Consider the following 17,386-nt stretch of genomic DNA (forward strand, 5'->3'; position numbering starts at 1 on the left):
TCACGCGTTCCTCAGACGGGGGTTCAACAGCACATAAGCCACGTCAGCCAAAAGGTTCATCACGATGAACCCCACGGCTGTGACCAGCACGATGCCCTGCACCACAGCGTAATCGCGGTTGAACACTGCATCGACGACCATCTTGCCGAAACCGGGGATGGTGAAAATCTGCTCGGTCAGAACGGCACCTGCAATCAGCTCCCCGAACAGTAAGGCAGTCAGGGTCACAATCGGGGTCAGCGCGTTGCGGAAGGCGTGTTTCAAGACCACGCGGCGCTCGTACAGACCCTTGGCACGTGCAGTGCGGACATAGTCGGATTTCAGCACACCCAGCATCGCCGACCGGGTATGTCGCATCAGCGTCGCGGCCAGTGCGGTACCCAGCACAAAGGCGGGCATAAGCATGGTGGTGATGGATTTCACAGGGTCTTCGGACAAGGGCACATAGCCTGAGGCTGGCAGCAGGTTCAGCTTTACCGAGACCAGCAGGATCAGCATGATGCCCAGCCAGAAATTCGGAATGGAGAGCCCGGACAGAGCCACGATATTGGCAATGTAGTCTGTAATAGTGCCTTTCTTGACCGCCGACAAAATGCCCGCCGGTATCCCGATCACCAGCGCAAACAGGATCGCCATGATGGCAAGCTGGATTGTCACCGGCAGCTTTTCTGCAATCAGCTCGGTCACCGGCTGGTTGGTGCGCAGCGAAATGCCCAGATCCCCCTGCAATGCATTCCCGACCCATGTCAGATATTGCACCGGTATCGGGTCGTTCAGGCGATATTTCTCGCGCAGGAATTCCAGCACTTCGGGGTCGCGCTCTTCGCCTGCCATGGCCAGAACCGGATCACCGGGCAGCAGCTTTTGCAGGCCGAACACGAAGATCGAGATCAGCAGGATCGTGGGGATCGCAATCAGGATGCGACGCAGAATGAAAGACAGCATAACAGGGGCTTTCGGTTAAGTTACCCGCCCGGTCAAAGGACCGGGCGGGCCGTGAGTGGCTTATTCCTCGAGCTTCACGCCTTCCAGCCGGATCATCCCATCCGGATAGGGGGTGAAGCCCGAGAGGCCATCATCAAGCGCCCAGATCCATGTCTGGTGATACAGGTACACAATGGGCATATCTTGGGCCAGAATGTCCCGTGCCGCGTCATAGTCCGCCTTGCGTACGTCGAAATCGGTCGAGGCGCGGGCGTTGTTCAGCATCTCATCCACTTTCGCGTCGGAATAGTGGCTGTCATTGATGCCGCCGCCAGTGGTCATGAACTGGTGGATGTTACCATCGGGGTCGACGCGGCCCGACCATCCGATCTGGCTGGCCTGATAGTCACCGGCGCTTTGATCGGCCAACAGAGTGGCAAATTCCTTGGACGTGATCTCGATTCTGATCCCGGCCTCGGCCGCCATGGCCTGCACGACCTGCATCAGTTGTAGCGGAACGGTGGTGTTAGGTACCTGAACCTCAAGGTCGATTCCGTCGGGGAAGCCCGCTTCGGCCAGCAGGGCCTTGGCTTTTTCCACGTCACGCGCGGGCACCGGGTGATCGGCGTCATACCACGGCGACGTGGGCGGGAAGGGCTGGTTGCCCGGCGCAAAGGCACCCTCGAACACGACCTGATTGATCGCATCGCGGTCCAATGCATAGCTGAGCGCCTGACGCAGACGTTTGTCATTTCCCCACGGATTATCGCCCTTTTCGCCATTGTTCACATTGATGGTAATGCCCTGATATCCCAGCGAAACGGCGCGTTCGACGTTGATCCCGCCATCACCTTCGGCCTGCGCGAGGTCAGTCGCGGCCAGACGTTCCAGCATGTCGATGTCACCCGATTGCAGGTTGGCAAGACGAACGGTGGTGTCCGGGATCGGCAGGAAGGTGACGCTGTCGAAATGGATCTCATCCGCGTTCCAGTAATCAGGGAACCGTTCCAGCGCGATACGATCCTGAGCGACGCGTTCCTTGAACTTGAACGGGCCCGAGCAGACCGGGTTCAGACCAAAATCCGCCCCTGCCGCCTTGGCTGCCGTTGGCGAAACCATCATGCCCGAGCGGTCGGCAAATTGCGCCAGCAGGGTAGCGTCGGGCGCGGCCATGTTAAAACGAACAGTATAGTCATCGACCACTTCGACACCGGTTACGGACTTCAGCTCGGACTTGCGGCGCGATTCCTCAAGATTTTGCGACCGGTCGATATTGTCGGCCACGGCTTGTGCGTTGAACGGTGTGCCATCATGAAACACCACGCCTTCTCGCAGGGTCATGGTCAGGGCTTTGCCGTCCTCGCTCCATTCCCAGCCGGTAGCCAGTTGCGGGATCAACTCAAGGTCAGGAGTGATGTCGACCAGCTTGTCACACATCGAGGCATAGACGATGCGACCCACAAATGTGCGCGACTGATCGGGGTCCAGCACGTCGGCGTCAGATTGCAGGGCGATGCGCAGGTCGGCAGCTTGCGCGCTGAGCGCGGTTGCGCCGAGCAGTCCGGCCAACAGACCGGTTTTCAAGACATTCATGGTGTTTCCTCTCTGTTTTCGGCAGAAGCCGGGGGCGTTTGGACAGCCGCGCGATACAGCGCGAACCGCTCTTCTGCTCCGGCGCTGCGGCGTCGGGGCGGGGCCGGTTTTCCGGCCTCTGGTATGGTTTTCCAATGATGACAGGCGACGTGATGGCCCCTGCCCGCGTCCTCCAGAACTGGGGGTGTCGTCCGGCAGTCTTCTTGCGCAAAGGGGCAGCGAGTATGAAACCGGCACCCTGCTGGCGGTGCGGATGGGCTGGGTGTTTCCCCGTTCAGCGCCATGTGATCGCGTTCGCGCCCCGGTTCGGGTTCCGGGATGGCTGACAACAGCGCGTGCGTATAGGGGTGGCGTGGTTCCTCGAACACCTGATCTGCAGGGCCAGTTTCAACCACCTGACCCAGATACATCACAGCGATGCGGTCGCTCATATGCCGGATAACGGCCAGATCATGGGCGATGATGACCAGCGTCAGATCCAGATCCTCCTTCAGATCATTCAGCAGATTGACCACCTGCGCCTGTACCGACACATCCAAAGCCGAGACCGGTTCATCCCCGATCAGCAGCCGGGGACCCGAGGCCAGCGCGCGGGCAATTCCGATCCGCTGGCGTTGACCGCCCGAGAATTCGTGCGGATAGCGGTTGGCGTGATCTGGAAGTAACCCGACCTGTGCCAACAACGCGGCAACCTTTTGGCGACGCGCGCCCTCATCCAGTTCGGGCGCGTGAACTTCTAAGGGTTCGCCAACCAGTTTGCCCACCGTCATACGCGGGTTCAGGGACGAGAACGGGTCCTGAAACACGAACTGCATCTGTTGGCGCAGCGGGGCCATGTCACGGCGGGGCAGGTCCTGAACCTCTTGCCCGTCAAACAGAACCTGACCCGAGGTTGGCCGATCCAGCCGCATCAATAGCCGCGCAAGCGTTGACTTACCGCAACCGGATTCTCCGACAATGGCAAAGGTCTCGCCTTTGTGAACCGACAGCGAAACACCATCGACCGCTCGCACTTTGGTTTTGCGCTCGAACAACCCGGTGCCCAGTGTGAAATGACGGGTGAGGTTCCGTGCCTCAAGGATTACATCGCGCATTTGACCCCCTTGAGTTGTTCCAGGGGGGCATAGTGGCAGGCCACCGCATGGTTCTGCCCAACGTCAGACAATACCGGGCGATTTGCGCAGTCATCAGTCGCAAAGGGGCAGCGCGTGCGAAAGCGGCAACCTTGCGGCATGTCCGCCAGCGAAGGCACGGTGCCGGGCACGGTGATCAGCTTGTCGCGCGATCCGCTCATGCGCGGGACCGAGCTCATGAGGCCAATGGTGTAGGGGTGTTGAGGGTCATCGAACACAGCATCGACCGGACCGCTTTCCACGATCTGCCCGCCATACATCACCGCCACATTCGTCGCGATTTCGGCAACAACGCCCAGATCGTGGGTAATGAAAACCGCACCCATTCCGGTCTCGGCCTGAAGTTCCCGGATCAGGTCAAGGATTTGGGCCTGGATCGTGACGTCCAGGGCCGTAGTCGGCTCATCCGCGATCAGCAGCGAGGGATTGTTGATCAACGCCATCGCGATCATCACCCGCTGCCGCATCCCACCAGACAACTGATGAGGATACTCGTTCAGCCGCTGCTCAGGGGCCGGGATACCTACGCGCCGCAGCATGGTCAGAGCGCTCTTGTCTGCCTCGGCACGGCTACAATTGCGATGGTGCAGAACGGCCTCTGTAATCTGATCCCCGATCTTGAAGGCGGGGTTGAGCGAGGTCATCGGCTCTTGAAAGATCATAGCCATCCTGTCGCCCCGGGTGGCGGCATCAAGCTGTTCCGAGCGCAAATCATAGCTGCGTCCTTCGAAGTCCAACCGTCCTGATGGAATTTCGATGACGTCCCGCGGCAACAGACCCATCAAGGCCATGGCGGTTACCGACTTACCGCAACCGGACTCGCCGACAATGCAAAGCGTTTCACCCGCTGAAACACTCAGGCTCAAGTCGTCGACCGCAGCAGTAGGCTGGCCACGAAACGACAGGCTGAAGGCGGACAGCTTCAGGATTTCGACGCTTGTGTCAGGCGTGGTGCGGACACTTGGTGTGGGCACAGGCGCAACCTTTTCATTAAACCAATGTGCAATTGGTTGCATCTTTGAAAAATACTTGTCAACGCTTTGATGCAGTTTTTCCAGCCGTCAGACGTGATCCACGAATTTGCGCCCGCCTTTTAAGCACTCATAATTCCCTCAAAAAGGCGGACTGAAAACCCAAACTGATCTGTTGATTAAATTTGTACCAAACGCCGCACCGCGGTCGTTGGCTTCACACGACAAAAGGGTGTGGCCTCGCATTCAGTTTCGACGCCACACTTTGTGGTTAGGGGCAGGCAGCCCTAAACATGTTGCACCAACAAGATTAAATCGCGCCATGCCATGCAACGCCGGGGCCCAAACGATACCCCCATGGCAATCCCGCATTGCGCCAACCATTAAGCGCACGTACACCGCGAGCGTCCTTGTCGCCCTCAAACCCTTCGATCAGATTCCAGACATTTGAATAACCCGCCTTGGCCAATTGACCGGTTGCGACAGCAGACCGCGCCCCTGACCGGCAAGTGACAAAAACGGCATCCTGCCGGGATCTCCCCTGCTGTTTCAACACAGCGTCAAACTCGGCCACCAGATTGGGATTGTTTTTCATCTGGTACTGACCGCTCTGCGGATCGACTTGATGGGTAACAATGCCCAGTGGGATGATCTTGTCCAACCCCTCTGGGTGGCCCACAAAGGAAATTTCGATCGGGTCGCGTACGTCAACGAACAAGATGTCACTATCCCGCTGCAGGGCCGCAAATGCGGCCTGCGGTGTCAAATACAAACCCAATGGAGTCCGTTGCCGGTCTGATAGGCGCGCAGGATCGACCGAAGTTTCAATCGAACTGGCCCCTGAAACCAACGATGGTGACGCCAGCGCCGTCGCGATCCCCATACCCAGAACGGCCCTGCGTGACGGAGGTGTGCGCAGGGTCATTGGCCGACCTTTCCGCAGGTGCATAGGCCCAGCATCGCGTAGATCGGACAGAACTTGACGAACGCAGTAACGACAAACACCGCGCCCAGCCAGCCCCACAGGCCAACAGTGCCAGTCAAAGCCAAGAGGATCAGCGCTGTCCCCAGGATCAGACGCAATGCGCGGTCGATAGAGCCTACGTTGGATGTGAATTGCATGATCGAATCTCCTTGATGATCTGGGAAGAGATTCGCAGCTTTTGGCTTGGCTATATGTGACGAGGTCACACAGATCCGGATTTTGCGTGCAACTGCAATGCAGAACGATTCTGCAGGTGGATTACACCCCGTTCCAACGCGACCCAGCCCCGGTGTTCGAAATCCTTGAGAATACGTGACATCACCTCGCGTGCGCTGCCCAGCTCAGTGGCAATTCGCTGATGAGTGGTGTGAATGTCGGGGACATCTTTGCCCTGATCCAGCAACCACTGCGCCAGCTTCTGATCCATACGATTCAGCAAAAGGTCGTCGATGACTTCGGAGAGTTCTACGATCCGTTGAGAAAACGCCATGAAAACCGCAGCGCGAAACGCCGAGTCCGTAGCCAGTAGCGCGTTGAACCGGTCCCGGCCAATCGCCAGCGCGGTCACTGCCCCTTCGGCATAGCCAAACCCGGAATATGGAATGTCGGACAACATGCAAGATGTCGTCATCACACAGCTATCATTGGGACCAACGCGGTACAGCACCACCGTGCGACCAGACGGGCTGGTTTGTTCAACGCGCACGATCCCCGACCGGACAATCAGAAAAACCTGTCCGTAGGCACCCGGAGCAAACAACTGCGCTCCGTCAGGGATTGTCATGCGCGTCCCTTCAGCTTCCAGCCGGTCGAGGATGGCTGTGCTCCAACTTTGATGCGTCACGTAGGTAGCTCCGATTTGCGATGACTCGAACTTAAGCGTTGGCCGCTTTGGGAAAAACCCACACCGCCTGTGACAAATCCACGTCTGGCGGGGGCAAGTGACTTAAATTCCCAAACGGGACTGCCCTTGCGAGCCCTATTTCCGCTGCTTCACCAAACCGGCAAAATTGTCAGCCAAGGCTGAGGCATCATCCCGGTCCATTTTCACAGTCGGCAAGGCCGAGAGATCAAGCCGGGTTTCGCCGTCGAACAACGCCATTATATCAACATCAAACGCAATTTCGCGCGCGCCGCTTTCAAGGCTCAAAGCAAGGCTTTGCTCACGCATATTCTCGTCAAACCCGACATGGTAAACCAACGGGATAAGCCCATCCGCCCCGCGCAGAGCGCCTTCGGCCAGTACGAACTTGTAGCCAATCTCCCAGTTCCAGGCCATGCGGCTGTTCGGGTCTACATCTCCGCGCGGCGCTATTGACCCGTTGGTCTGAACATCCAGACCGATGGCGAAAGTGATTTCCGAGACGGTCTGCAAGGGCATTTCCGGGATAGTTACCTCATAGGTTTGGCTACGGCCATCAAACCTGATCAGGTAATAGCTGTCGGGAACCACAAATTGCCGGGTGCCATCGGAAAACACCACATTACTTAGAAAAAAACGAAAGTCGCGCAGGCGAAAAGGTTCACCCCCAATTGGGTCGGAATGGACAAATTCATCGAAAATGAAAGGCGCGTCACCGGCCATCGCGTGGAATTCAAGCGTCATCGGAGACTGAGCCGCAACCTGTGCGCCCCACAAGGTCAGACCCAACCCTGCCCCCATCAACTGTCGTTTTGCCGTTAGAAGATTGATCATGAACAGCACCTTAAAATGGGTTCGAAAACTTTGGATTTGACAAGAATGCTTCGTCCGTGAGCGTGTGCAGAAAGGCGATGATTGCCTCTATTTCCACGTCAGTCAGTTGCAGCCCCAATGCCTGTGTCGGGTCGACCACTTCATTATCTGCCTCAAGGATCAGCGGGCTAAGCGTGCTGCTGCGGACGATACCTTCATTGTAGTGGTTCATAACTTCTCGCAATGTCTCAAAACGCCCATCATGCATGTAAGGACCGGTGACTGCGATATTGCGCAGGCTGGGTACTTTGAACTTTCCATGGTCACCATCATAGTTGGTCGTGGCGCTCAAGCCGGGCTTTAGATCTGTATCGGGGTCTAAACCGTTGTTGCTGAACCCATCAAACCCTTCGGTAAATCCAGCGGTGACAAACTGACTATGGCAATCGATACAGTTCCCTCCACGCAGTGATGTTTTCACATCCGGATGCGCCATGAACAGTTTGCGCCCATGCTCTTCCTGGTCGTTCAACTTGATTTCACCCCGCAGGTAACGGTCATATTTGCTATCGGCGGAAATCAACAGTCGAACAAATGTCGCCAGTGCTTTGGAAACGGACTGTTCCGAAATTTCGCCGTAAGCAGCGTCAAACATTTCTTGGTAGTGGGCGGAAGCTCTCAACTCATGCAACAACGCGTCCAGAGGCTGGTTCATTTCAATCGGGTTAAGCAAAGGTTGCAGGGCCTGATGTTCAAGGCTTGGGCTGCGTCCGTCCCATAGAAATAGTTGCGGACCCCAAAGCAGATTGCCCAGAGCCATTGCATTGAAGCCCAGTTCTTCACCGTTATGCCCAACCGACCGCGCGCGGCCATCTGTGAACCCACGAGACTGTTCGTGACAGGTTGCACAAGACATCGTGTTGTCACCCGACAGGATCGGATCGTAAAACAGACGTCGACCTAGCTCAAAGGCTTCTTCCGTCAGCGGGTTGTCGGCGGGTACCGTGAACCGGCCAAATACAAAGGGTGCTTGAAAGCCCTCTATCGGCGTAGGATCGGCATGGCCCTGACCATCAAATGAACCAAAAAGCACCCAAGCCAAAATGGCCGTAAGCCCGGTGCAAACGGCCTTTTTGGACTTGGAAGAACGCAGCCTAGTGGTGATGTACGAAGCCCGAGCCAAACAGGCCTTCGACATTTTCGACCCCTTTCCGGTACGTTTCTTTGAAATTCACCGTGCCCAGACGTTCTCCGGTTTCCAGATCATGGACGGTAATTGTGTTGGCATTGACCGACGCGATAAAATCGACATCCGTCGGATCATTCGCTTCAGCATTTCCAAGGTTCAAAAGGTTGTTCTGAACAGCGATCAGATCGCGTCCAGACGCCGAAGTGAAAAAGATCATGTGATGCGCACCTGGATCGGCGACGATATCAGGACCAGACGAGACAAGCTGAGGCAGCTTCGACAAGTCGTAGCGCTTTACGACACCCGGCAGACCGTGACTGATAAACAGCTCATCCTCGGTTCCGTAAAACTCAAGTGGCACGCCTGTGCCGTTTTCAGTCCCGGAATAGATCACTTTGCCTTCGCCAAACGTCTTAGTCGCCGCATCGTAAGGGATGGACCAGGTTTCAAAGCCAAACATCGTATTCACCATGACCGCTGGTTCGATCTCTGGGTGGATCGACGGGCGGGCAAAAAGCACTTCGACCGGAGATGAAGGAAAGCCAATCGGTGTCTCACCTTCGACCGTAATTGTCTGGATAGGTTCGAGCGTATTGAGGTCGATTACCGTGATTGAATTGCCAACTCCGGTCGCCAGATCAGGATGGATTGTTGACGAGATCACCATACGATCTTCAAACGCCGAAATCCCGTGGGGATACATGATGTATGGCGCGCCCTCAGCGACCTCGCTCTTGCGGGCCTCAATGACTTTTACGACTTCATTCGTCTGTGGATCAAACACACCCAATGACCCGCCGTCGTCGCCGCCAAGGCCACCCATGAACGTGACAAACATGTACTCGGACCCATTCGACGTGGTCCACATGATGTCTTCGCCGACCATCTGGCCTGCCGTGTCTAGACATTCAAAACCTGAGACCTGCGGCGCACCGCTGGAATCGCGGACAAGACCGATTTCTGCCAAACTGCATGTTGGATCCAGCCCGGTGGCATACAGGCGACCATTCGGGCTGTAATACAAATGATGAAAGGGCTCAGCCATATCAGGCTGTTCGGCCTCGCTGAGTATTTTCCCGAAGTTTTCGGATTCCGGATCAAGCTCGACAATCGCCACACTGTGCGACGTGTCCAAAGTTGGCAGTCCGCGCAGCAAAACCATACCCTGACTTTCCTCGCGAGCACTTTCAGCCAGTACAGATGTTCCGCCCGCAGCGATTACAATCGGCAAAGCAAACGCGCTGAGTATCCCTGCTGTTTTCATATTGATTTCCCCCCAGTATTTTCACGACTACAAAACGTAAAACCCTACCTATAAGGGCTGCACGGAACACTTGCCTGACCGTCAGTGATCTCATCTTCAACACACCGAAAATGCTGGCACGTTTCTAAGACGATAGAGTCTTGCGACTATTCTGTGCACACAAACCTTAACGCACCCCACTCAAAATTTCGAGGTTACCGCGTGAACGATGGCTGTTTTAATGCAAACCTTAGCTACCAAATCACGAGTTTTGCCCGAAATGCACGGGCTGCGCTTACTCTCAGGAATTGGGTGTCGGCATAGAACTTGAAAGCATACGTCGTTTCTCGGCCATCGTCTCTCGCCGGCGTCTTTCAATTCCAAGGCGGAAAGACTCCTCTACAAAATCAATATGGTCGAATGCGGCCTGTTCGGCACGCGCCTCGTCACCCGCAATGACAGCCTCACCCAGTTCTTTGTGCTGTTGCACTAATCGCTCGCCGGTTCCGTCAATGGTTTTCAGGAACTCGCGGTTGTAGAAAACGCCTTGACGAGTCAATTCATAGATTGAGGCCATCATGTGAATGAGCGTGGCATTCTGGCTTGCGTCGACAATTGCTGCGTGCAACGCAAAATCAGCTTCACGAGAAGCAGTCGGATCATTCGCGCGCCAAGCCCGGTCATCTTCAGCCAGAATTTCCGTGATCCGTTCTTTGTCGGCCTTAGTCGCGCGGCGCGCGGCTAGTCGCGCAGCAAAGCCCTCTTGTTCGCGGCGATACTCAAGATAATCGAAAAAGGCCGGCTCGTGGCGTTCGTACAATGCCAGCAACGCGGGCATCATTGCCTGCCCTGTCAAAGCAGCGACAAAAGTGCCTTCGCCGTGTTGGGTTGTGACCAGACCACGCTCTTCCAGAACATGTAGCGCTTCACGTAGTTTAGGCCGGGACACGCGCAACATCTCTGCCAAATCGCGTTCGGAAGGCAGCTTCCGACCCTGCTTGAGAATACCTGAAGCAATAAGATCCTCGACCTGAGCAACCACCGCATCTGCAAGCGATTCGTGGCCGATTGGTTCAAAAATCGCAGTTGGTGTCATCACGCGCAGCCTTTTGTGGTTTGGGCTCAGTCGTTCTTACTGGTAAATTAAAATAACCTTTGAGATATCAAACTTCAACTAGTTTCTGCGCACGCAAGATCACCTGACGAATTACCTTAATAGACTGTTTTAAAATATTTTATTCTGTATTTCTGAACTTCCTTCACAAAGTCAGAAATTATCTACCGATCGAGACGCAAGGCAGTTTGTGCCTGCGGCCACATGATCCAGTGGTAAATAAAGTTGTTGACTGGATATGATGGTAAACTTTATTGACCACTCAAGGCGCCAGATAACCTAGCGTCACAGATTGATTGGACGTTGCGTCCGAAACATCCCGGAGGAGAATTTATGAAAAAGACCCTGACCAGCCTTGCAGTCGCTGCCAGCTTGATCGCCGCACCTGCACTCGCCGCCGACAAGTTGCTGCTGAAAACACCTATCGCCTTCTCGACCGAACTGCCGGGTCTGGGCTCGCCAATTCCGCGCGTAGCCGAGCAGCTGCAGCTGATGTCGGGCGGCACGCTGAAGATGAAGGTCTATGAGCCGGGCAAGCTGGTTCCGCCATTTGAAATTCTGGATGCGGTGTCGACCGGCAAGATCAACTCAGGTTACACCACCGCCGGTTACTGGGCCGGTAAAATCCCCGCCGCACCGCTGTTCTCGGCCGTTCCGTTTGGCCCCGAAGCCGGCGAATACATGGCCTGGATGTATTACGGAAACGGTCGCGCGTTGTATCAGGAAATGTACGACCAGGCGGGCTACAATGTACACGTCATGCCCTGCGCAATCATTGCCCCGGAAACCTCGGGCTGGTTCGCAACCGAGATCAACAGCCCCGAAGACCTGGACGGCCTGAAGATGCGCTTCTTTGGCCTGGGCGGCAAAGTCATGCAAAAGCTGGGCGTTGCAACATCGTTGTTGCCAGGTGGTGAGATCTTCCCTGCGCTGGAAAAAGGCGCAATCGACGCGACCGAGTTTTCGATGCCCGCGATCGACGCTCGCCTGGGCTTCCACAAGCTGGTCAAGTACAACTACTTCCCCGGCTGGCACCAGCAGGCAACCGTGTTCGAATTGATGATCAACAAGGATGTCTGGAACGAAGCCAGCGACCAGCACAAGGCGATCATCGAAAATGCCTGCAAAGCGTCGATGACAGACAGCTTTGCCGAAGGTGAAGCCATTCAGCACGCCGCATTGATTGACAACGTCGAAAACAACGGTGTCACCATCAAACAATGGTCGCCCGAGATGCTGGACACCTTCCGCACCACTTGGGAAGAAGTTGCTGCTGAAGAAGCTGCAAACGATGCCTTCTTTGCCAAAGTCATGACCGACATGACTGAGTTCCGCGAAGGCTATGACCTGTGGAAAACAAACGCGTTCCTCCCTCGTCAGTAAATTGAACGACTGACGCGTCCGGGGCGGCGGGCTCCTCCGCCCCGGATATTCACAGGACCACTGCCTGCAAAGCCTTGATCGCGCCCGCGCCGATCAACCGAGGGAGGATTACCCATGGCTACGCCAAAGAACGTCAATGATCCGGTCGAAGCCTATGAAGGCCTCCTGGAACATCCCGATACAGACCGCCAGAAAATTGCTGTTGCCATAGACACCAGCGTAAAGGCCGTTGGCCATGTGGTGATGTGGGCCAATGTGCTGCTGATGGCCGCGATTTTCACTCAGGTTTCACTACGCTATTTGTTCAGCCAGAACTATCCCAAACTGGACGAGATCCAGTGGCATTTCTACGGCATCGTGACGATGATCGGTATATCCTATGCCCTGATCACCGACAGCCATGTGCGTGTGGACGTGCTGCATATGCAGCTTTCCCGCCGCGCTCAGCGGGTGATCGAGGTGATCGGCATCCTGACCCTGCTGACCCCTTTCATCTATCTGATGATCGACCAGGGGTATGATTATTTCTACGAAAGCTTCCGCGTCAACGAACGGTCCGACAGCCCGACCGGCCTGCCGGCACGGTGGGCGTTCAAAGCGGTCATTCCTATCAGCTTTGTGCTACTGGCGCTCGCCGCCCTTGCCCGGCTGATCCATGATGGCCACGCGCTGATCTACGGACCCGAGAGCGAACGCGAAGGCGCGCCGCTGCGCCGTGTCCTGCTGGTTCTGGCCGTCTTTGCCGCGATCTGTGTGGGCCTGACATTCCTGGTGGAAACCACCGAGGAAAAGCTGGTCATCGCCATGTTCCTGACCTTCATCGCGCTGCTGTTCACTGGCTACCCGGTGGCATGGGTGCTTGCCGGTGTTGGCGTAGCCTATTGCGGGTTGGCCTATCTGTTCGACAACGACCTGATGCTTTGGACGGGGCTGGAAAGCACCTTTACCGGGCTGGACTATCTGACGTTGGGTGCGGTGGTGAACCGGGTCTATGCGACTATGTCCAACGCGGTTCTGGTGGCCCTGCCGATGTTTATCTTCATGGGCCTGATGCTGGACGAATCCGGCGTGGCCGAGCGCCTGATGTCCTCGATGCAGCGCCTCTTTGGCACAGTGCGCGGAGGTTTGGCGATCACCGTGACCCTGATCGGGATCATCCTTGCGGCTTCAACCGGGATCATTGGTGCGTCTGTCGTGTTGCTGGGCGTGCTCTCGCTGCCCTCGATGATGCAGCAGAAATATCAACCGACACTGGCGGCAGGCGTGGTTTCCGCGTCTGGTACGCTGGGCATTCTGATCCCGCCCTCGATCATGCTGGTGATCATGGCCGACCAGATGGCTCTGTCTGTGGGTGATCTGTTCATGGCCGCCGTCTTCCCCGGTGTGATCATCGGTGGACTGTATCTGAGCTATATCTTTATCCTTGCGCTGGTGAAACGCGATGCGGCCCCTGTCCCCGAAGGGGCCAAGGCCCCCGACTGGGCTGCCGTCAAGGACGTGCTGATCGCGGTCATCCCGACGCTGATGCTGATCCTCGCCGTGCTGGGTTCGATCTTTGCGGGCCTGACCACGCCGACCGAAGCGTCGGGCATCGGGGCACTGGGTGCGACCCTGCTGGCCTTGGGCTATCGCAAGCTGACCTTCCAAAAGCTGTGGAACGTGCTGGTGTCGACCTTCAACACCACCGCCTATATCTTTGCGATCTTCCTGGGCGCGACCGTGTTCTCTTATGTACTGCGAGAACTTGGCGGCGATGAACTGATCGAACATGTGGTTCAGTCCACCGGCTTTGGAGCCAATGGCACGATCCTGTTCATCCTGTTCATCGTTTTCCTGCTGGGCTTTGTGCTGGACTGGATCGAGATCACGCTGATCGTCCTGCCCCTGATGCGCCCGATCGTGAATGGGCTGGGCATCGACATCCCCGGCTTTGGCGTTCTGGACGAACCCGCGCTGGTCTGGTTCGTGATCCTGGTAGCCGTGACGCTGCAAACCAGCTTCCTGACACCTCCGGTTGGCTTTGCCTTGTTCTATCTCAAAGGCGTTTGCCCGCCAGAGATTAAACTGACCGACATCTACAAGGGCATCATCCCGTTTGTCCTGCTGCAACTGACGGGGCTGGCGCTGGTCTTCCTGTGGCCCACATTGGCCACCTGGCTGCCATCCGTCGCGTATTGATAGGAGGAAGAGACATGCGTCTGACCGATTGCCATAACTTCCACGATTTCCGCCAACTGGCCAAGCGCCGCCTGCCGGGACCAATCTTCAACTATATCGACGGCGGTGCCGATGATGAGGTGACGTATCGCGAAAACACCAACGCCTTTGATCGCTGCGATCTGCTGCCATCGGTGTTGCGCGGGGTGAAAGACGTGGACATGTCCGTCACCGTCATGGGGCAAAAGCTGGACATGCCGATCTATTGCTCGCCCACCGCGCTGCAGCGCCTGTTCCACCATCAGGGCGAGCGCGCGGTGGCGGCGGCGGCCGAGAAATACGGGACCATGTTCGGAGTATCCTCGCTGGGCACCGTTTCGCTGGAGGAACTGCGCCAGAAACACAAAAACCCGCAGGTCTATCAGTTCTATTTCCACAAAGACCGGGGACTGAACTCGGCCATGATGCAGCGCGCCAAAGAGGCGGGTGTCGAAGTGATGATGCTGACCGTGGACTCCATCACAGGTGGCAATCGCGAACGTGACCTGCGCACAGGGTTCTCGATCCCGTTCCGGCTAACGTTGGGCGGCATGATCCAGTTTGCGATCAAGCCGATGTGGGGCATCAACTATGTAACGCACGAGAAGTTCCGCCTGCCGCAACTGGATGAACACGTCGACATGAGCGGCGGGGCTAGTTCCATCGGCAGCTATTTCACCGAAATGCTGGACCCGTCGATGAACTGGGACGATGTGGCCCAGATGGTGCGCGAATGGGACGGTCAGTTCTGCCTTAAGGGGATCATGACCGTCGAGGACGCCCGCCGCGCGGCCGAGATCGGCTGTACGGGCATCATCCTGTCGAACCATGGCGGACGCCAGTTGGACGGCTCGCGCACGCCGTTCGACCAACTGGCCGAGATCGTGGATGCGGTCGGCGACAAGCTGGACGTGATGATGGACAGCGGCATTCAACGCGGCACCCATGTGCTGAAGGCGCTGTCTCTGGGGGCCAAAGCGGTTGGTGTCGGACGGCACTATCTGTATCCGCTGGCCGCTGCCGGTCAACCTGGTGTCGAACGGGCCCTTGGCCTGATGCGGGCCGAGATCGAGCGCGACATGAAGCTGATGGGCGTCACGCGAGTTGATCAACTGTCGCGCGCCAATCTGCGGTTTCGCGACCCGGTGACGGTTCAGGGACAGGCGCATCGGAACGCGGCATGACCAACGATGCCCTCATATCCGACTTCCGCGCAATCGTCGGGTCGCGCCATGTGCTGACCGGCGCACGCGCGACCGAGCGGTTCCGCCGTGGGTTCAGGTCGGGTGAGGGCGAGGCACTGTGCGTCGTACAACCCGGCACCCTGCTGGAACAGTGGAAGGTGCTACAAGCCTGTGTTGCCGCCGACAAGATCGTCATCATGCAGGCCGCAAATACGGGCCTGACCGAAGGGTCCACACCCTCGGGTCGCTATGACCGCGATGTGGTTCTGATTAATACCCGCCGCATGGATACTCTGGTGCCGCTGAACGGCGGCGAACAAGTCGTCAGCTTTCCGGGTGCCACGCTCTTTGCACTGGAAAAGTTGCTGGACCCAATGGGGCGTGAGCCGCACTCGGTGATCGGATCTTCGTGCATTGGGGCGTCGATTGTGGGCGGAGTCTGCAACAATTCGGGCGGTTCATTGGTTGAACGCGGGCCGGTCTACACCGAGCTGTCGGTCTATGCCCGCATCACCGAAGACGGCGCGTTAGAGCTGGTCAACCACTTGGGCATTGATCTGGGTGAGACACCGGAACAGATCCTGTCAAACCTAGATGCAGGCCAGTTCGAGCGCAATCCGGGGGCCACGAATAAACGCGCCTCGGCCAGTGACTATGCGCAGATCGTGCGCGACGTGGATGCCGAAACGCCCGCACGATACAATGCGGACAAGGCGAAGCTGTTTGAATCTGCGGGTTCAGCCGGAAAAATGGCTGTGTTTGCCGTGCGTCTGGACACTTTCGCCAAGAACGAGGCTGAACAGGTTTTCTATATCGGAACCAACTCCCCAGACGATCTGGCCGAGTTGCGCCGGCATATACTGTCGCAATTCGCGTCCCTGCCAGTCTCGGCCGAGTACATGCAGCGCGACGTGTTCGACATCACTAAGACCTACGGTAAGGACACAGTGTGGATGATCGACAAGCTGGGCACGGACCGCTTGCCGATGTTCTTTGCGCTGAAGGGCGCGGTGGATGCACGTTTGCGGCGCATTCCTTTTCTGCGCAATTTCACCGACCGGTTCATGCAGGCCGCAGTCAGCCTCCTGCCGCAGGTCCTGCCCAAGAGGATGACCGAATACCGAGACGCCTATGAACATCATCTGATCCTGAAGATGAAGGACGAGGGCATCGAGGCGATCCGCGACTGGTTGCCCGGCTTCTTCGAAGGACGCGATGCAGGTTTCTTCGAATGCACGCCACACGAAGCCAAGATCGCGGGCCTGCACCGGTTTGCTGCTGCGGGCGCTGCGGTGCGCTATATGGCGATCCACGCAGATGAGGTCGAGGACATCATCGCGCTGGACGTAGCCCTGCGCCGCAATGATCGTGATTGGCTTGAGGTTTTGCCGCCCGAGATCAGCGATCAGATTGTACACAAACTCTACTATGGCCACTTCATGTGTCACGTGATGCACCAGGACTATGTGGTGCGCAAAGGGGCGGATCCCAAAGCACTGAAAACTGCGATGCTGAAGCTGTTCGACGCACGTGGTGCCGAATATCCGGCGGAACATAATGTCGGGCACCTCTATAAAGCCAAGCCCGACCTTGCGACGCATTACACGTGTTGCGATCCGACGAACTCTTTCAATCCGGGGATCGGCAAGATGTCAAAATCCCGCAACTATGGCGAAGGGATCAAGTAAATCGCCCAAGGCTATGCGTGACCTTTTTTCAGATAGTTTAACGTTAAACTTTTCCTGAGACGCATAGCTGGTATTCCGCTCAGGCCTATCCGTACGCTGAAAATTACG

Annotated in this window: 15 protein-coding genes; 4 read left to right on the forward strand and 11 right to left on the reverse strand. The window is 56.8% G+C overall.

Going from position 1 to position 17,386, the window contains the following annotated elements:
* The 11 genes from ACR3EG_RS00885 to ACR3EG_RS00935 all read right to left on the reverse strand — a co-directional run bounded on the left by ACR3EG_RS00885 (window position 1) and on the right by ACR3EG_RS00935 (window position 10,809).
* Window positions 1-945, reverse strand: coding sequence for an ABC transporter permease (locus tag ACR3EG_RS00885; RefSeq protein ID WP_480482091.1), 945 nt, complete (start codon window positions 943-945; stop codon window positions 1-3).
* Between the two features lie 60 nt (window positions 946-1,005).
* Window positions 1,006-2,517, reverse strand: a complete 1,512-nt coding sequence (locus ACR3EG_RS00890) for an ABC transporter substrate-binding protein (protein ID WP_480482093.1) — start codon at window positions 2,515-2,517, stop codon at window positions 1,006-1,008.
* Entirely contained in the window at window positions 2,514-3,611 is a 1,098-nt protein-coding gene (locus ACR3EG_RS00895; protein ID WP_480482095.1) for an ABC transporter ATP-binding protein, read from the reverse strand. Before ACR3EG_RS00895 ends, ACR3EG_RS00890 begins: the two co-directional genes overlap by 4 nt.
* The gene (locus ACR3EG_RS00900) at window positions 3,599-4,624 is read right to left on the reverse strand and encodes an ABC transporter ATP-binding protein (protein ID WP_480482097.1); all 1,026 of its coding nucleotides are present in this window, start codon (window positions 4,622-4,624) and stop codon (window positions 3,599-3,601) included. The genes ACR3EG_RS00895 and ACR3EG_RS00900 overlap by 13 nt, the downstream gene beginning before the upstream one ends.
* A gap of 307 nt (window positions 4,625-4,931) precedes the next feature.
* Entirely contained in the window at window positions 4,932-5,546 is a 615-nt protein-coding gene (locus ACR3EG_RS00905; RefSeq protein ID WP_480482099.1) for a rhodanese-like domain-containing protein, read from the reverse strand.
* Window positions 5,543-5,743, reverse strand: a complete 201-nt coding sequence (locus ACR3EG_RS00910; protein ID WP_170755893.1) for a YgaP family membrane protein — start codon at window positions 5,741-5,743, stop codon at window positions 5,543-5,545. Before ACR3EG_RS00910 ends, ACR3EG_RS00905 begins: the two co-directional genes overlap by 4 nt.
* Before the next feature lie 65 nt (window positions 5,744-5,808).
* Entirely contained in the window at window positions 5,809-6,450 is a 642-nt protein-coding gene (locus ACR3EG_RS00915; protein WP_480482101.1) for a Crp/Fnr family transcriptional regulator, read from the reverse strand.
* A 135-nt stretch (window positions 6,451-6,585) separates the two neighbouring features.
* Entirely contained in the window at window positions 6,586-7,302 is a 717-nt protein-coding gene (locus ACR3EG_RS00920) for an MbnP family protein (RefSeq protein ID WP_480482103.1), read from the reverse strand.
* 10 nt (window positions 7,303-7,312) lie between these two features.
* The gene (locus tag ACR3EG_RS00925; protein WP_480482105.1) at window positions 7,313-8,374 is read right to left on the reverse strand and encodes a cytochrome-c peroxidase; all 1,062 of its coding nucleotides are present in this window, start codon (window positions 8,372-8,374) and stop codon (window positions 7,313-7,315) included.
* 61 nt (window positions 8,375-8,435) lie between these two features.
* On the reverse strand, window positions 8,436-9,734 hold the full coding sequence (locus ACR3EG_RS00930; RefSeq protein WP_247742645.1) for a hypothetical protein: 1,299 nt from the start codon (window positions 9,732-9,734) through the stop codon (window positions 8,436-8,438).
* A gap of 280 nt (window positions 9,735-10,014) precedes the next feature.
* On the reverse strand, window positions 10,015-10,809 hold the full coding sequence (locus ACR3EG_RS00935; RefSeq protein WP_480482107.1) for a FadR/GntR family transcriptional regulator: 795 nt from the start codon (window positions 10,807-10,809) through the stop codon (window positions 10,015-10,017).
* A gap of 351 nt (window positions 10,810-11,160) precedes the next feature.
* Between ACR3EG_RS00935 and ACR3EG_RS00940 the strand changes: the two genes are divergently transcribed.
* From ACR3EG_RS00940 to dld, 4 genes are all read left to right on the forward strand, one after another.
* On the forward strand, window positions 11,161-12,210 hold the full coding sequence (locus ACR3EG_RS00940; RefSeq protein ID WP_480482109.1) for a TRAP transporter substrate-binding protein: 1,050 nt from the start codon (window positions 11,161-11,163) through the stop codon (window positions 12,208-12,210).
* 114 nt (window positions 12,211-12,324) lie between these two features.
* Window positions 12,325-14,388 (forward strand): TRAP transporter large permease subunit, encoded by a 2,064-nt coding sequence (locus tag ACR3EG_RS00945; protein WP_209197866.1) that lies wholly within the window; start codon window positions 12,325-12,327, stop codon window positions 14,386-14,388.
* A gap of 14 nt (window positions 14,389-14,402) precedes the next feature.
* Entirely contained in the window at window positions 14,403-15,590 is a 1,188-nt protein-coding gene (locus ACR3EG_RS00950; RefSeq protein WP_480482111.1) for an alpha-hydroxy acid oxidase, read from the forward strand.
* Window positions 15,587-17,278 (forward strand): D-lactate dehydrogenase, encoded by a 1,692-nt coding sequence (gene dld / locus ACR3EG_RS00955; RefSeq protein ID WP_480482113.1) that lies wholly within the window; start codon window positions 15,587-15,589, stop codon window positions 17,276-17,278. The genes ACR3EG_RS00950 and dld overlap by 4 nt, the downstream gene beginning before the upstream one ends.
* The last annotated feature ends 108 nt before the right edge of the window (window positions 17,279-17,386 follow it).

It is taken from the genome of Ruegeria sp. AM7 (assembly GCF_056535965.1).

What these genes read in the sequence shown, in the direction of transcription:
- ACR3EG_RS00890 (WP_480482093.1), bottom strand. Translation starts at nt 2,517, where the DNA reads ATGAATGTCTTGAAAACCGGTCTGTTGGCCGGACTGCTCGGCGCAACC.
- ACR3EG_RS00920 (WP_480482103.1), bottom strand. Translation starts at nt 7,302, where the DNA reads ATGATCAATCTTCTAACGGCAAAACGACAGTTGATGGGGGCAGGGTTG.
- dld (WP_480482113.1), top strand. Translation starts at nt 15,587, where the DNA reads ATGACCAACGATGCCCTCATATCCGACTTCCGCGCAATCGTCGGGTCG.
- ACR3EG_RS00930 (WP_247742645.1), bottom strand. Translation starts at nt 9,734, where the DNA reads ATGAAAACAGCAGGGATACTCAGCGCGTTTGCTTTGCCGATTGTAATC.
- ACR3EG_RS00945 (WP_209197866.1), top strand. Translation starts at nt 12,325, where the DNA reads ATGGCTACGCCAAAGAACGTCAATGATCCGGTCGAAGCCTATGAAGGC.
- ACR3EG_RS00950 (WP_480482111.1), top strand. Translation starts at nt 14,403, where the DNA reads ATGCGTCTGACCGATTGCCATAACTTCCACGATTTCCGCCAACTGGCC.
- ACR3EG_RS00935 (WP_480482107.1), bottom strand. Translation starts at nt 10,809, where the DNA reads ATGACACCAACTGCGATTTTTGAACCAATCGGCCACGAATCGCTTGCA.
- ACR3EG_RS00910 (WP_170755893.1), bottom strand. Translation starts at nt 5,743, where the DNA reads ATGCAATTCACATCCAACGTAGGCTCTATCGACCGCGCATTGCGTCTG.
- ACR3EG_RS00895 (WP_480482095.1), bottom strand. Translation starts at nt 3,611, where the DNA reads ATGCGCGATGTAATCCTTGAGGCACGGAACCTCACCCGTCATTTCACA.
- ACR3EG_RS00905 (WP_480482099.1), bottom strand. Translation starts at nt 5,546, where the DNA reads ATGACCCTGCGCACACCTCCGTCACGCAGGGCCGTTCTGGGTATGGGG.
- ACR3EG_RS00940 (WP_480482109.1), top strand. Translation starts at nt 11,161, where the DNA reads ATGAAAAAGACCCTGACCAGCCTTGCAGTCGCTGCCAGCTTGATCGCC.
- ACR3EG_RS00885 (WP_480482091.1), bottom strand. Translation starts at nt 945, where the DNA reads ATGCTGTCTTTCATTCTGCGTCGCATCCTGATTGCGATCCCCACGATC.